Genomic DNA, 15,283 nt, shown 5'->3' on the forward strand with positions numbered 1-15,283 from the left:
TTATCTCTTAAATTATAATTTATTAAAATCCAACGTTTACACCTAAGCTGTAAGTTCTTGGTCTTGGGTAAAGTGTGTAATCAATTCCTGTACTATTCTCAGGGTCTACGCCTTTATAACCAGAGATCACGAAGACGTTTTGAACGTTTGCAGTAATACGCATGGTGGTGGTAGAATTAGGTGACAGACGGCCAACGTTATAGGCAAGGCCTGCATTATCCATCTTAACCCAATTTGCTTTGTGAACATAATAGTCGCTCAGGAACTGATTGCTTGTAAATCCGCTGTCATAGATAGTCGCAGGAGCATTATTGAGCAATCCGCTAGGGGTTAATATATTATGAGCTACCCCAAGATTAGAAGATATATTATCATAAATATAGCTACCCAAACTTCCACGAAGTACGGTGCTCAGCGTCCATTTTTTGTAGTTAAATGAAGAAGTAAAACCCATGATAAATTTTGGGGCCGCAGAATGGTCCATGTACCTGTCTTCACTATTCACTACACCATCATGGTTTAAATCAGCATAAGAACCTTCAATTGGCTTACCTGCAGAATTGTACAATTGTTTGTAAACATAAAATGAATTAGGGGCATAACCTGCTTCATTCCACTCCAAAGTTGTACCTGTTGCACCGGTAACGTTTGCACCGCCCACCATGTAGTTCTGGATCTGATTTGTGTTCAAAGAAAGGTTAGTAATCTTACTTTGGTTATATGTAGCATTAAAGCCCAGATCCCAGTTTACATCAGCCGATTTAATAATGCCTACATTGATACTGGCTTCCACACCTTTATTGGTCATATTACCAACATTGGTTAATAACTGGTTACTAAAGTTGGTTCCCACTGCAATTGGTACAGTACTTAACAGATCTTTAGTTTTTTTGTAATAGGCATCTATGCTACCAAAAACCCTTCCTTTAAATAAACCGTAATCAATACCTACGTTAGAGGTAGCTGAAGATTCCCATTTTAGATTAGCATCATAAGCAACAGGGCTATAAAAATGGTAATATTGACCTCCAACCTGGTATTGTGCTTCATTTACACTGTTATAGTAAGTTGGCTGGTAACCATAATTGGCAATACCGTCCTGCTGACCAGTTACACCGTAGCTTATACGAAGTTTTAAATCAGACAATACTTTGCTGTCTTTAAGGAAATCTTCACTGATTGCTCTCCAGGTGAAACCTGCAGAAGGAAAATAACCCCATCTGTTATCAGGACCGAATTTAGAAGAACCGTCTGCACGCATTGTACCTGATAAAATATATTTATCAGCCAATGTATAAACCAAACGACCGTAATATGATAACAATCTGTTTTGCTGTATATCAAAAGGGAAAACAGGCGTACTTAAAACAGTACCCACTGCATTGTAGCTGGTATAATTATAAGTAGTTGTTGCATTGGCATAATAACCGTAACCTGCTGTGGCGTTAATATTACTGTTAATGCTTTTCAGATCTTTAGTATAATTGAAATAAACCTCTGCCAGTTTGTTATGGATGGATGAACTATATTGCGAAGCTGTTCCTAAGGTGGTAAAGCTTTGTGCAGCATAAGCAGGAACATTGTCACTTCCATATCCTCTCGATACATCATATCCGCCATTCACATTTAAGTGAAGTTCAGGAAGGAAGTGGAAGGAATAATCTAATCTTAAATTACCAAAGCTTCTGTCTGCGTGACCTTCGTTGTCATTTTGCTCCAATAGTGCTAATGGGTTTCTTGGTGCGTTGGGGTTTAATTGTCCACTACTGATCCATTCATAATATCCGCCAAATTGATTGTTAGCATAAACAGGCTGTGTAGGATCAAATTGAAGTGCTGCAGGTATAGCAGCCTGATTAGCAAAACGGGAATCACTTAAGGTACCTTTTAAGTTTAAATCCACTTTCAGGTGGTTGTCAAGAAAAGTAGGATTTAATGTCAGTCCCATAGATGAACGCTTCATTTCATCAGTAAGTAATAAACCTTTTTGATCTAAGTAACCAGCAGAAAAACGGTAAGGAACTTTCTCAAAGGTACCGGCAAGACTAACGTTATTATCTGTAGTCCAGGCGCCGCTGTAGATTTGATTCTGCCAATTCGTATTTGCTGTACCCAGCAAAGCGATTTGTGCCGGTGTACCATTTGCATTCACATAAGCACGAACCTGATCTCCATTTAAAACTTTTACTTCACTCGCAACTGTCGCGTAAGAAGTAACGGTACTGAAGTTGATAGAAGGTGCACCTGATTTACCTTTTTTAGTGGTGATAATAATTACCCCGTTCGATGCCCTTGAACCATAAATAGCAGTTGCATTCGCATCTTTCAGAATAGTAAAAGTTTCAATATCATTTGGATTAATCAAAGCCAATGGATTGCCCACACCTGCGATCGCATTACTGCTGGTAGCTCCGGGAAGTAGATTACTGCCGAAAGGAACACCATCTACAATGATCAAAGGATCATTACTGGCATTTAATGAAGCACCACCTCTAATACGGATCGTACTTCCTGCACCTGGCTGCCCGCCATTAGAAGTAATGGAAACACCTGCTACTTTACCTGCGATCAATTGATCCGGAGAAGTAATGTTTCCCGTTTGAAAATCTTTTGAACTTACTGTAGAAATAGACCCGGTCAAATCTTTCTTCTGCGCTGTACCATAACCGATAACAACTACCTCGCTCAGATTCTGCGCATCAGGTTTGATAGAGAAAGTGGCGACCGTGTTTCCTTTTACTGTAACGTCGAAGTCAGTGGCTTTATAGCCGATATAACTGGCTGTTAAAGTTACTGGTCCGTTTGGCACCCCCGTAATTCTATAGTTACCTTTTACATCAGTACTGGTAGTTTTACTCTGGCCTTTAACTACTACTGAAACGCCGGGAAGGCCTACTCCAGTCTCGTCAACAATTTTACCGGTTATGGAACCGGTTTGTGCTTGTACTGCAAGTGCGGTTAGTGTCAAAACTAACAGCAGACAGTGCCTCATCACGTAAAATACTCTCATATTTAAGACTCTTTTAAAGTTTATATTTGGATAATAAATAGTGCTTATTACACTCCAGGTAAATGTACATATGGGGATGATATTTCAAAATTTTATATAAAAAAACATTTTAGCACCATTTTTTACCGTTTAAAATTTGATGATTTCATCTTATTTTTTTCAGTGTTTTCTTACACCTAACATAATTTTAACATCACATACACCTGTATAACAACATATTACATCTATTTAAACAACAATAAGAGTGTTTGTTTTACACTAAGTACATTTTCAGTGGTTTTACGGGAACGATACCGGGAACGTTCCCGTAAATACTGACTTTAAACTAGTCATTAGTCAGAAATAAAATCGGGAATTCTGCGCGTTTTTAGTAAAACGGGATTTTTTTTTGAAAAAAGACCTGCATTTTAAGCAGGAAAAATCAGTAGGTTTTTGCCGTTAAAGCGGTTGAGTTTCGCTTGATCAGTTTAGAGTCCAGCACCACCTTTTCATTGACATCCACCTGGTCGGGATATTCCAGCATTTTGAATAAAAGTGAGGCCGCTTCTATGCCTATCTTAGTGGCGGGCTGCGTAATCGTAGTAAGAGAAGGACTCAATAAAGGAGCGATTTCCAGACTGGAGAAACCAATTACTTTTACCTGTTCCGGGATAGCCAGGTTCATCTCACCGCAGGCGTAATAAGTTGCAAAAGCCAAACGCTCTACCGAAGTAAAAACCCCGTCTGGTTTTAGCCGGCTCAGCATCTCTTTAAGAATAACACTGTTCTTCTGATAGCTATTGGTACAATCCACAATTAAGTGATCATCAAAGGGAATATTGTATTTTGCCAGGGCATCCAGATAGCCCTGCATGCGGGTCTTTCCAATAGACAGGTTTTTATTGATCACGAGGTAAGCTATACGACGGCAGCCCTGTTTGATCAGGTGCCTTGTAGCGGCAAAACTACTGTCATAGTCATTCGTTATTACGCGGGGCGTAATAATATCTTCATATACCCTGTCAAAAAATACCAGGGGAAGTCTTTCCTGGTTAAGTTCATTCAGATAATTATGGTCATTGGCTTCGCCCGAAGCGGACATGATGATTCCATCGGCCCGGCCATTATGTAAATGTCTGATAAAAGAAGCTTCTTTCTCATGATCGTCATCAGTGGCATAGATCAGGATATGGTAACCCTTATCCCTTGCAATACGTTCAATCCCGTGAATCGCCTGAGAAAAGAAATTATTACCCAGTTCAGGAACAATTACCGCAATGGTCTTACTCCGTTGCTCTCTTAGGTTACTGGCGTAATGGTTGGGCTGATAATTCAACTCTTTCGCAGCAGCCAATATTTTGTCTTTGGTCTCCTTGCTGATATCACTATTGTCCCGGAAAGCCCTGGAGACAGTTGAAGTAGATAAATTAAGCGATTTCGCCAGTTCTTTTATATTGATATTACGCATTATGCAGCTGAAATATTTTTATATCGTGATAAATATAGATGAAAATCTGTAATGACCTGATTTTCTTTAATTGTTCCATCGCCATTCTCCGGCAATCCTTAAAGGCAATTCCAGTTGGTGAGCGATCAAAAAAGCTTTTAGCTCTTCATCAGATTGTTTACTGACAGGGATAACCGGTGTATTAGCCAGCGCATAAAGCAGCATTGCACTATAGCGAACCGTATTTTTTAACTGCTGTTCATCCACCAAACTAAATTTGTCCCCGTCAGAATGATAAAATTGTCCGGAATGGTTAGGAAGTTCTCCACCTGTTCCTGTACCTACAGGTATGCCTTCCAGCATAAATGACTGATGGTCGCTATGTAAACCTGCTGCTGCAGAAAAAAGATTTTTAAATCCTGTATCTATAGGTGTGATCTGGCTTCCCCAGCTTGTAAATAATTCCTTCATCTCCTCACGACTGGTTGAAAATCCTTTAGGGTCATTAACCATATCATAATTGAGCATAAATTTCACTTTATCCAGTTCGTTATGTTTTTTTGCTGCTGCGATATAAGCCGCAGAACCCAGTAATCCTTCCTCTTCTCCCATAAACAGCACAAACTCCACTGTGCGTTTTGTTTTTAAGTTCAACGCTTTAAATGATCTTGCCATATCTATAACGGCAAAAGACCCTATTCCATTGTCTATCGCTCCGGTAGCAAGGTCCCAGCTATCTAAATGGCCGCCAATAACAATCTTCTCTTCAGGAAGCGAATTGCCTTTTAAAGTAGCGATCACATTTCTTGCTTTGATCAGACCAGAAAAGTTGGTCATGTTCAGACTGGCATATTGAGGTTTTGTTAACAGCAATTCTTTAAGCTGCATTCCATCCTCCAGGCCGATACAAACCGCCGGGATGGTGATCAGCTTGCCATTCACAGAAGCTGTTCCTGTAAGCAGCACGCCACCCTTTACCCCGTTGATAATGATGATACCCGCAGCACCATGTTTAATAGCGATAGCCGTTTTTTCTGAACGGTGAAGGCCGGGCGTTCCTGGTGCAGAACCAGGCAGTACACCTAAATAAACCAGTGCAATTTTACCTTTTACCTTTGCCGTATCTTTTACGTAATCTTCCTCCAGACCATTTCCCATGTCCACCAGTGCGGCAGTAACAGATGATTTAACAGGTGAATAGGCCAGGGCAACTGACTTCACCGTTTTTAAACTGCTTTCTGTATCCCCAATCTTAGTTTCATTGGTCAGGCGGCTCCAGCTCTCTACTTCAAAAGGCTGATAACGGACCTCATAACCATAGGACTTCAACAGGCTAAAAGCATAAGCTTCTGCTTTGGCTCCATTTGGAGAACCTGTTAAACGATGACCAATATTTTCTGTGGCTGCTTTTAGTGTGCTGTAAGCTTTGGAGTGCTGCTGTACATCGGTATTGATTTGAGTAAAAGCGGCACTAAAGTTATCCTGTGCGTAGGCAGAGACACCCACTAGGGTGAGCAAAAAAGAGAAAAGAGTCTTCATGAGCGATATTTTCTGAAAATATATCGAAATATTAGCTTCAAAAAAAGAAATAATTACTTTTTTCTCTCTGTGGTATACCGAACCAGCTGTTCAAGCCCCGTTCTGGCTTCACTTTCTTCAAAAGTATATAAGATATCAAATGCCTCCTGCTGATATTGAGACATCTTCTGATTGGCGTAATGTACACCATCTTTACTGTTCACAAAATCAATGATCTGCTGAATTTTGGCAGGTTCGTCATTGTGGTTTTTGACAAGGTTGATCATCTTCTTTTTTTCTGCCTTATCGGCCAGGTTTAAAGCATAGATTAGTGGAAGGGTAACTTTCTTTTCTTTAATATCTATCCCCAAAGGTTTACCTACATCATCGGTACCAAAGTCAAAGGTATCATCCTTAATCTGAAAAGCGATACCTACTTTTTCACCGAACAGGCGCATTTTTTCTACAGTCTCCTCATCAGCACCGGCTGAAGCTGCACCACAGGCACAGCAGGAAGCAATTAAAGAAGCGGTTTTCTGGCGAATGACATCAAAATATAAAGCCTCCCCGATATCCATTCTCCTTACTTTTTCTATCTGCAGCAACTCTCCTTCACTCATCTGTTTCACGGCTTCAGAAACAATTTGCAGCAAACGGAATTCATTATTATTTACAGAAAGCAGCAGCCCTTTGGCCAGCAGGTAATCACCAACCAGCACAGCAATCTTATTTTTCCATAAAGCATTGATAGAGAAAAATCCCCTGCGCTCATAAGCATTATCCACTACATCGTCGTGAACAAGGGTAGCGGTATGCAATAGTTCTACCAGGGCAGCACCACGGTGGGTAGATTCAATAATTCCCCCGCAAAGTTTGGCAGCAAAAAAGACAAACATCGGTCTGATCTGCTTACCCTTTCTTTTTACAATATAGTGGGTGATACGATCCAGCAATGGTGCATCACTATGCATTGAAGCTTTGAATTTTTCTTCAAATACTTCTATATCTGCGGCTATGGGTTTCTTAATCTGATCTATTCCTGGCATTCAGGTGTTAAAATTTGTGTGCAAACTTAATTAAATTCGGCTAAAAGCAGGCTTTAATAAAAGTTTAAAATTAAATTCATCTTAATGCTGTGCAGCAATATGTTTAAAAATCTGTTCTGCATGTACCCTGGAGTTCTCAATGAACCATTTATGTGTATCCATGCCACCGCAAACTACACCTGCCAGGTACAATCCCGACTGGTTCGTTTCCATCGTTTCCTGATCATAGGCAGGAAGATCGGACGGATCAGCGGCCAGGTTTACGCCTAATTTTTTCAGCATATCAAAATCAGGCCGGTAGCCTGTCATGGCAATTACAAAATCATTAGCTATCGTAAACGTACTGTCAGGGGTTTTGATGGTCACGCTGTCCTTCTCTATAGCAACTATCTCCGAATTAAAATAGGCCGTAATACTTCCTTCCTTAATCCGGTTTTCAATATCCGGGCGTACCCAGTATTTTACATGAGGCCCCAGTTCAGCACCGCGAATTACCATCGTAACCTTCGCCCCCTTACGGTAAGTTTCCAGCGCGGCATCCACACCTGAATTATTTGCTCCGGTGACCACTACATTTTGAAAAGCATACAAATGCGGATCTTTATAATAATGGGTTACTTTAGGCAACTCTTCTCCGGGAACGTTCATCAGAATAGGCACATCATAAAAACCTGTAGAAATTACTACATTTTTTACTTTATAGTTCCTTTTAGAAGTCGTTACCTCAAAATGATCTTTGGCTACCTTCTTCACATCTTCCACCCTTTCAAAAAGATTGATCTTTAAATCAAACTTCTCTGCCACCCGGCGATAGTATTCTATCGCTTCATTTCTGTTCGGTTTAGGATTAATGCTCACAAAGGGAATCCCTCCTATTTCCAGCTTCTGGGAAGTAGAGAAGAAAGTCATGAAAACAGGATAATTGTATAAGCTATTTACCAGTGCACCCTTATCTACAATAATATAAGTAAGTCCGGCTTTCTGGGCTTCTATACCACAAGCCATCCCTATAGGGCCGGCACCTACAATGAGTACATCGTATTCTTCCATTAGGATCAGCGTATTAATTCTTTCGAGGTGACAGTAAAGTCGGTTTGTTTTAAATCTGTTGATTTTATAGCAGCATACCCCCCTGCAATATCAATTACATGTTCTACTCCTCTTGCTTTAAGAATAGAAGCAGCAACCATCGAGCGGTATCCTCCTGCACAATGCACATAATAAGTTCCGGCAGGATCTATTTCATTTGTCCAGTCGTTGATATAATCAAGTGGACGTGTAGCTGCAACTTCAAGGTGACCGGTTTCATATTCCCCTGTCTTACGGACGTCCAGCACTTTTACCTGAGGATCGGCATTCAGGATCTTTTCAAACTCACTAACAGGAATAGAAGTGATCGTCTCTATATCTTTACCGGCTGTTATCCACGCGGCAATTCCGCCTTCCAGATAACCGATCGTTTCATCATAGCCTACCCTTGCCAAACGCGTAATGGCTTCTTCTGCCATTCCATCTTCTACAATTAAAAGCAGCGGCTGTTTCAGATCGGTGATCAAAGCGCCTACCCATGGGGCAAATTGTCCGTTAAGCCCAATGTTAATGGATGAAGGAATAAAGCCTTTTGCAAAATCCTGGGCATCCCTGGTATCCAGGATCAAAGCACCCATATGATTAACTGTGGCTTCAAAATCTGCAGGGTCCATTGGAATTAACCCTTTTTTTTGTACGGCAGCAAAACTTTCATAACCATGTTTATTGATAAATGCATTCTTTGCAAAATATTGAGGAGGAGGCAGCATTCCGCTGGTCACTTGTTTAATAAAGTCGTTTTTATCAACTGCTTTTAAAGCATAATTGACTTCTTTCTGGTGTCCTAAAGTATCAAAGGTTTCTTTGCTCATGTGTTTACCACAGGCAGACCCGGCACCATGGGCCGGATAAACCAGCACATCATCCGGCAAAGAAAGAATTTTAGATTGCAGGGAATCATACAGCGTACCTGCCATATCTTCCATAGACTGTGCTCCTTTTTGTACCAGGTCCGGCCTTCCTACATCACCAATAAATAACGTATCACCACTAAAGATACAGTAAGGTTTTCCGTCTTTATCACTCAGCAGATAAGTAGTAGATTCCAGAGTATGGCCGGGTGTATGCAACGCAGTGACAGTTAAATCGCCTATTTTAAAGGTTTCGCCATCTTTGGCAATATAAGAGGCGAAAGTTGTCTTCGCTGTTGGCCCGTAAATGATCTTTGCGCCTGATTGCTGTGCCAGGTCTACGTGACCAGAAACAAAATCGGCATGAAAATGCGTCTCAAAAATATATTTGATTGTTGCTCCTGCCAGTTTAGCTTTTTTTAAATAAGGCTGAACTTCACGAAGCGGGTCAATAATTGCAGCCTCACCATTACTTTCGATATAGTAAGCTGCTTCAGCCAGACAACCTGTATAAATTTGCTCTATCTTCATGGGTAAATCTTGTTATTTAATACTTAAGCTCATACGCTCTATCTTCAAAAATAAGGTAATTATCGCTTAACTCCTGTTTTAACTTTTCAAATTACAGAAGGATTACTTTAATGGGTCAACTCTCCGCGTAAGGATTGTTCCATTAATGCCGCGATTTCAACATTGCTGTAACGCTGGCCCATTAAGTACATCAGCTTAGTGACTGTTGCTTCAAATGTCATATCGAAACCACTAATGATACCCATCTGCTGCAACTTTTTACTGGTTTCATATTTGCCCAGCTCTACTGATCCGCCCTGACATTGTGAAATATCTATAATCAGCTTCTGCTGATCCAGCGCCTCCTGTAAACTTTGAATAAACCAGGGTGCAGTAGTGGTATTGCCCGACCCAAAAGTTTCCAGTACGATGGCATCTACAGACGACCGGGTAATGGCCTGAACAGCCTGCGGGGTAATGCCCGGATACAATTTCAGTACGCCTATATTGGGATTGAAATCAGACTGCACCTGAAAAGCTCCTTTTGGATGATGATGGATATAATTGCCATAAAAAGACAAGTTCACTCCCGCTTCTGCCAGAATATGGTAATTGGGCGATTGAAAAGCTTCAAATTTTTCTGAATTGTATTTAATGGCCCTGTTGCCGCGGAATAACTGGTAATCAAAATAAATACATACTTCAGGAACCATCGCTAAACCATTGTTTTTAGTGGCCACAATTTCGAGTGCAGTAATCAGGTTTTCTTTTGCATCAGTTCTGATTTCTCCTATCGGCAGCTGCGACCCCGTTAGCACCACCGGCTTAGCCAGGTTCTTCAGCATAAAACTTAAAGCAGAAGCCGTATAAGCCATGGTATCTGAACCGTGGAGAATAACGAAACCATCATATTCATGATAGGTACGTTCTATGATACCGGCCAGCTCTGCCCAGATGATAGGGTTCATATTGGAAGAATCCAGGATAGGATCAAATGAATGTACATCCAGGTGATAATTCAGACGGGTTAGCTCCGGTACATTCTGCCTGATCTGTTTAAAATCGAATGGTATCAGCGCACCTGTTAAAGGATCGTTAACCATTCCTATGGTTCCGCCTGTATAAATAATCAAAATTTTTGTCATGAATGATCAGACGTTAAATATGTCGACAGAATTTGCTGTAGTAATCTCCGCCACTTCTTCGATGGATAAATTATAAATATCAGCTACACGCTGCGCAATATGAACCAGATAACTGCTTTCATTGGGTTTGCCCCTGTAGGGAACCGGTGCCAGAAAAGGAGAGTCAGTTTCCAGCACAATATGTTCCAGCGGAATATGCATCAGTACCTCATCCAAGCCTGCTTTTTTATAGGTCACCACACCGCCAATCCCCAGGTAAAATCCAAGTTCAATTGTTTTTTTTGCCTGTTCCAGATTCCCGGTAAAACAATGCATAATTCCTCGCAGGTCATCTCCCTTTTCTGCCTCCAGAACTTCGAAAACTTGATCGAAGGCTTCACGGCAATGGATCACGATAGGCAATTTCATCGCCTTGGCCCATTTAATCTGTTCACGGAAAGCAGTCTGCTGTATAGCTAAAGTAGTTTTATCCCAGTGGAGGTCTATACCGATCTCTCCAATTGCGTAGATCTTCTTACCTTCCATACTTTGATAGATCTCAGCCAGAACCTGCGCATAATCTTCTTTTACATCACAGGGGTGCAGTCCTGCCATGGCAAAACAATTCTCAGGGTACTTCCTGACCAGCTCATCAATTTTTGCAATCGAAGAAAGATCAACGTTTGGCAAAAATAAACGGGTTACGCTGTTTTCAAAACAACGCTGAAAGAGTAATGCCTGTTTTTCTTCATCTGTTTCATAATACAAATGCGTGTGGGTATCGGTTAAAAGCATAAAACAAAGTTACAAAAAAACCCTGTCCGAAATTCGGACAGGGCTGATAACTATCATTAGCTTAAAACTATTTTGTTGGAGCTGAAGGAGGAGTCATTACTGGTGCTGCAGCAGGAACTGCACCTGGTTTAGCTTTTTTAATATCAGTAATTTCTACATCAAAAGCCAAAGGAGAGAATGGAGTGATACCACCCTGAGGCATACCACCTTCACCATATCCTAATTTAGAAGGGATGATCAAAGTGATCTTTCCGCCTTTTCCAATTAACTGGATACCTTCGTCAAATCCTGGAATTGCTCTTCCTAAAGTAAATGGACGAGGACCATATTGGGCCATCGGGTTAAATTTACCTGATTCTTTAGCTACTGTTAATACACTTGTATCGAAGATGTTTTCTTTACCGTCAGATTTTTTAGTCAGCAATTTACCTGTGTAATTGATCATGATGGTATCAGTAGGTGTAGCTCTTTGTGCATCACCAGGAGCAGTGATCACATATTGCAAACCTGAAGCTGTAGTTTGTACTTTCAGTTTTTTATCTTCAATAAAATTCTTGATTTTTCCTGCTTCTGCTGCTTTATGTTTAGCTACAGTAGCCTGGAAATCTTTTTTGAAGAAATCAGTTGCTTTTCTCTGGAAAGTAGAGTCAGCTTCACCAGCTTCTTTATGCATTACTTTCTCAATTTTCACAGTGAAAATAATGTATTTATCTTTCTGGGTAACAGGTTTAGCTTGTTTTGAATATTTAGCCATTGAATCCAGATTGATCTTGAAAGTAGCACTGTCACCTTCAGCCAATAATTGCAAAGCATCAGAAATATCACCTGCCCATTGTTTTTTAGAAACAGGGAATACAGCTGGCTGCTGAATGTCATAAGTACTGCTGGTTACTGAATCTTTCTCAGTTTTTTGAACCGCATTGATTTTGATGATATCACCTTCAACGATCTTAGGTTTTCCTTCAGTTTTAATGATCTGGTACATAATGCCTCCCGGACCTTTTTTGAAGTTGTTACAAGCCGCTAAACCAAGTGAAGCTGCAAAAAGAATTACTAATGTTTTTTTCATTTTAACTTATTGTTTTTTGATGGTTATGAAGCTTGCATCCAGCTTACTTATCATTTTCAAGGTAAGCTGTAAGCTATGCAGGTTTCATTTGAATGTTAATTGTTTTTTTTAATGATAATGAAATTAGCCCATGTTTCATTTCAAATTTATTGTTCTCGTTTATTATATATTTATTATATATTTGGTGATTTTTTTACGCTGTCCCTAAATAATTAGCCGTGAAGATAGGTAATAGCTACCAAAATCCCCCTTATTGCAATAATTGTGTTTTATATTCCGGCAAAATGGATTTAAAATAACTGATGGTATCCTCCAGGTTTCTATCTGAATAACCACCGGCCGCATTTCTGTGTCCACCGCCATTAAAGTATTTCTTACAAATTTCGTTTGCCGGGAAATCACCGGTCGACCGCAAAGATAATTTAACTTTATCAGTTCTTTCAATGATAAAAGCAGCTAATTTTATACCGTTGATAGAAAGTGCATAATTTACAATTCCTTCTGTATCACCGGTGATGATATCAAAACGTTTCAACTCCTCAGCAGTCACCGAAATAATTGCCGTATTCAATTCCCTTACAATCTCCAGCTTATTTGTTAAACAATTCCCTAAGAAACGTAAACGGTTTTCTGAAGCATTATCGTATACCAGCTGATGGATGCGCCAGTGCTCCGCACCTGCATCGATCAAGTCGGCACCAATACGGTACACTGCCGAACCGGCAGAAGCAAATCTGAAAGATCCTGAATCAGTCATGATACCTGTATATAAACAGGTAGCTACATCTTTATTAACCTTATCGGCGTCATCCAGTTCATTGACAATAAAATCATAAACCAGCTGCGCAGCAGCACAGGCATTGATACTCCAGTGCCTGTAATCATCAAAATCTTCCGGATCAAGGTGATGATCGATCATGATCTTAAAAGCAGAGGCATTACGTATCACCTCACCCAGCTCATTGATACGGGATAAAGTGTTAAAGTCGAGACAAAAAACAAGTGCCGCATCAGCAACCAGCTGTTCGGCCTCTTCCTTTTGTTCTGTATAGATCATTACATCGCTGTTGTTTGGCAGCCAATGCAAAAAATAGGGATAATCTGTGGGTGTAATCACTTTTACATGGTGACCCTGCTGAATTAAATAAGCATATAAACCCAAAGATGAGCCCATAGCATCTCCATCAGGTTTGTGATGTGTAGTAATTACAATTTTCTGTGGCGTAGCCAGCAGTGACTTAAGTTCGGAAAGGGATAGCATATTCGCTGCAAAGCTAATAATTTAATGAATAAATGATTCCTTTATATTTGATGTTTAAAATTATCAGTATAAAATGTAGTTTTGCAAAACAAATAAACAAAAAAAATGAGTACAAATAGAACATTTACAATGATTAAGCCAGATGCAGTAGCAAACGGACATATCGGTGCTATCATCAATGACATTACTGCTGCTGGTTTTAAAATCATTGCTTTAAAATACACTAAACTAACAGAAGAAACTGCTGGTAAATTTTACGAAGTTCACAAAGGACGTCCTTTTTATACTGACCTGGTTACTTTTATGTCTTCAGGACCTATCGTAGCAGCGATTTTAGAAAAAGACAATGCAATCGAAGATTTCAGAAAATTAATCGGTGCTACCAACCCTGCCGATGCAGCAGAAGGTACTATCCGTAACAAATATGCAAACTCTATCGAGGCTAATGCAGTTCACGGATCTGATTCTGATGAAAATGCAGCAATTGAAGGCGATTTCTTCTTTACTGCGGCTGAACGTTTTTAGTCCCCTTAACCTCATTATATGATAAGCACCCCCCAAAAGGGTGCTTATTTTTTGTCACAACCTTTACAACCAATTACATTCATGAAGAAATTATTGATCACCGTACTGATCCCCCTTTGCGGTTATGCAGCAGTTGCACAAACAAAACACAAACCAGCAGTAAAAAAAAGTACTAAAGCTACCTCTTCAACCTTAAAACCAACAAATCTGCTGGACTCGGCGAGTTACGCTTTCGGTTTATCAATGGCTTCAAGTTTAAAAGGCAGCGGTTTAAAAACATTAAATTATGAATTGATGGTGAAGGGATTAAAAGATGCTTTCGCCGGTAATCCTCCTTTAATGAGCCAGGAAGCTTCACAGAAAGCAATAGAAAGCCTGTTCAAAACAGTAAGTCAGTCTAAATTCTCCGCCAACATTGCAGAAGGAAAAAACTTTTTAGAGAATAACAAAAAGAACCCGGGTGTAAAAACCACAGCAAGCGGCTTACAATATCTGGTAATCACACCGGGCAGCGGCCCTAAACCAGCAGTTACAGATACAGTACTGGTAAATTATAAAGGTATGCTGTTAAGCGGAAAACAATTTGACAGCTCTTACGACAGGAACGAGCCACTTTCTTTATCCCTGGATAGGGTAATACCAGGCTGGACGGAAGGTATGCAGCTAATGTCTCCAGGTGCAAAATACAAGTTTTTCATTCCTTACAACTTAGCTTATGGCGAACGTGGTGCGGGACAGGATATTCCTCCTTACAGTACCCTTGTTTTTGAAATTGAATTGCTTAAAGTGAACGGAAAATAAAATTGGGACTACCGGGGCAAACCATTCTACCAATCTGTTGTTGTGTTCAAATAAAATAAATCAAACTATCATGAACACTATCAAAAAAAATTTCCCATTAGCTATTATTGCACTCTTAGCGACAACTTTATCCAGTTGTTCAATGATCGAGGGCATTTTCAAGGCCGGCGTTTGGTCTGGAATAATTGTGGTAGTTGTTGTACTTGCACTAATTATCTGGGTAATCAGCAAAATTTTTGGCGGCGGAAAAAGCTAACC

At 40.1% G+C, this 15,283-nt stretch carries 13 protein-coding genes; 3 read left to right on the top strand and 10 right to left on the bottom strand.

Annotated features, from left to right (window positions below):
• Positions 1-22 precede the first annotated feature (22 nt).
• The 10 genes from GSQ84_RS10150 to GSQ84_RS10195 all read right to left on the bottom strand — a co-directional run bounded on the left by GSQ84_RS10150 (position 23) and on the right by GSQ84_RS10195 (position 13,699).
• On the bottom strand, positions 23-3,010 hold the full coding sequence (locus GSQ84_RS10150; protein WP_158797097.1) for a SusC/RagA family TonB-linked outer membrane protein: 2,988 nt from the start codon (positions 3,008-3,010) through the stop codon (positions 23-25).
• Between the two features lie 421 nt (positions 3,011-3,431).
• On the bottom strand, positions 3,432-4,457 hold the full coding sequence (locus GSQ84_RS10155) for a LacI family DNA-binding transcriptional regulator (protein WP_158797098.1): 1,026 nt from the start codon (positions 4,455-4,457) through the stop codon (positions 3,432-3,434).
• 66 nt (positions 4,458-4,523) lie between these two features.
• Positions 4,524-5,975 carry a M28 family peptidase gene (locus GSQ84_RS10160; protein WP_158797099.1) on the bottom strand — a complete coding sequence of 484 codons (1,452 nt, stop codon included), beginning with the start codon at positions 5,973-5,975 and terminating at the stop codon, positions 4,524-4,526.
• 53 nt (positions 5,976-6,028) lie between these two features.
• Complete coding sequence (locus tag GSQ84_RS10165) at positions 6,029-7,000, bottom strand: polyprenyl synthetase family protein (protein ID WP_158797100.1); 972 nt, start codon at positions 6,998-7,000, stop codon at positions 6,029-6,031.
• A gap of 81 nt (positions 7,001-7,081) precedes the next feature.
• On the bottom strand, positions 7,082-8,050 hold the full coding sequence (locus tag GSQ84_RS10170) for a YpdA family putative bacillithiol disulfide reductase (RefSeq protein ID WP_158797101.1): 969 nt from the start codon (positions 8,048-8,050) through the stop codon (positions 7,082-7,084).
• A gap of 5 nt (positions 8,051-8,055) precedes the next feature.
• Positions 8,056-9,471 (bottom strand): rhodanese-like domain-containing protein, encoded by a 1,416-nt coding sequence (locus tag GSQ84_RS10175; protein WP_158797102.1) that lies wholly within the window; start codon positions 9,469-9,471, stop codon positions 8,056-8,058.
• 107 nt (positions 9,472-9,578) lie between these two features.
• Positions 9,579-10,595, bottom strand: coding sequence for an asparaginase (locus GSQ84_RS10180; protein WP_158797103.1), 1,017 nt, complete (start codon positions 10,593-10,595; stop codon positions 9,579-9,581).
• Positions 10,596-10,601: 6 nt separating this feature from the next.
• Positions 10,602-11,369: a TatD family hydrolase gene (locus tag GSQ84_RS10185; RefSeq protein ID WP_158797104.1), complete on the bottom strand. Its 768-nt coding sequence runs from the start codon at positions 11,367-11,369 to the stop codon at positions 10,602-10,604.
• A 67-nt stretch (positions 11,370-11,436) separates the two neighbouring features.
• On the bottom strand, positions 11,437-12,438 hold the full coding sequence (locus tag GSQ84_RS10190) for an FKBP-type peptidyl-prolyl cis-trans isomerase (protein WP_158797105.1): 1,002 nt from the start codon (positions 12,436-12,438) through the stop codon (positions 11,437-11,439).
• 250 nt (positions 12,439-12,688) lie between these two features.
• On the bottom strand, positions 12,689-13,699 hold the full coding sequence (locus GSQ84_RS10195; protein WP_158797106.1) for a bifunctional oligoribonuclease/PAP phosphatase NrnA: 1,011 nt from the start codon (positions 13,697-13,699) through the stop codon (positions 12,689-12,691).
• 105 nt (positions 13,700-13,804) lie between these two features.
• Between GSQ84_RS10195 and GSQ84_RS10200 the strand changes: the two genes are divergently transcribed.
• The 3 genes from GSQ84_RS10200 to GSQ84_RS10210 all read left to right on the top strand — a co-directional run bounded on the left by GSQ84_RS10200 (position 13,805) and on the right by GSQ84_RS10210 (position 15,281).
• The gene (locus GSQ84_RS10200) at positions 13,805-14,224 is read left to right on the top strand and encodes a nucleoside-diphosphate kinase (RefSeq protein WP_158797107.1); all 420 of its coding nucleotides are present in this window, start codon (positions 13,805-13,807) and stop codon (positions 14,222-14,224) included.
• A gap of 81 nt (positions 14,225-14,305) precedes the next feature.
• On the top strand, positions 14,306-15,025 hold the full coding sequence (locus GSQ84_RS10205; protein WP_158797108.1) for an FKBP-type peptidyl-prolyl cis-trans isomerase: 720 nt from the start codon (positions 14,306-14,308) through the stop codon (positions 15,023-15,025).
• Between the two features lie 70 nt (positions 15,026-15,095).
• The gene (locus tag GSQ84_RS10210; RefSeq protein ID WP_158797109.1) at positions 15,096-15,281 is read left to right on the top strand and encodes a hypothetical protein; all 186 of its coding nucleotides are present in this window, start codon (positions 15,096-15,098) and stop codon (positions 15,279-15,281) included.
• Positions 15,282-15,283 lie beyond the last annotated feature (2 nt).

Origin of the sequence: Pedobacter sp. L105, from assembly GCF_009765875.1 — a bacterium.
Classification (GTDB): domain Bacteria; phylum Bacteroidota; class Bacteroidia; order Sphingobacteriales; family Sphingobacteriaceae; genus Pedobacter.

Coding starts and splice junctions, on each gene's coding strand:
- GSQ84_RS10155 (WP_158797098.1), bottom strand. CDS start 4,457: ATGCGTAATATCAATATAAAAGAACTGGCGAAATCGCTTAATTTATCT.
- GSQ84_RS10210 (WP_158797109.1), top strand. CDS start 15,096: ATGAACACTATCAAAAAAAATTTCCCATTAGCTATTATTGCACTCTTA.
- GSQ84_RS10160 (WP_158797099.1), bottom strand. CDS start 5,975: ATGAAGACTCTTTTCTCTTTTTTGCTCACCCTAGTGGGTGTCTCTGCC.
- GSQ84_RS10195 (WP_158797106.1), bottom strand. CDS start 13,699: ATGCTATCCCTTTCCGAACTTAAGTCACTGCTGGCTACGCCACAGAAA.
- GSQ84_RS10165 (WP_158797100.1), bottom strand. CDS start 7,000: ATGCCAGGAATAGATCAGATTAAGAAACCCATAGCCGCAGATATAGAA.
- GSQ84_RS10175 (WP_158797102.1), bottom strand. CDS start 9,471: ATGAAGATAGAGCAAATTTATACAGGTTGTCTGGCTGAAGCAGCTTAC.
- GSQ84_RS10150 (WP_158797097.1), bottom strand. CDS start 3,010: ATGAGAGTATTTTACGTGATGAGGCACTGTCTGCTGTTAGTTTTGACA.
- GSQ84_RS10205 (WP_158797108.1), top strand. CDS start 14,306: ATGAAGAAATTATTGATCACCGTACTGATCCCCCTTTGCGGTTATGCA.
- GSQ84_RS10200 (WP_158797107.1), top strand. CDS start 13,805: ATGAGTACAAATAGAACATTTACAATGATTAAGCCAGATGCAGTAGCA.
- GSQ84_RS10180 (WP_158797103.1), bottom strand. CDS start 10,595: ATGACAAAAATTTTGATTATTTATACAGGCGGAACCATAGGAATGGTT.
- GSQ84_RS10190 (WP_158797105.1), bottom strand. CDS start 12,438: ATGAAAAAAACATTAGTAATTCTTTTTGCAGCTTCACTTGGTTTAGCG.
- GSQ84_RS10185 (WP_158797104.1), bottom strand. CDS start 11,369: ATGCTTTTAACCGATACCCACACGCATTTGTATTATGAAACAGATGAA.
- GSQ84_RS10170 (WP_158797101.1), bottom strand. CDS start 8,050: ATGGAAGAATACGATGTACTCATTGTAGGTGCCGGCCCTATAGGGATG.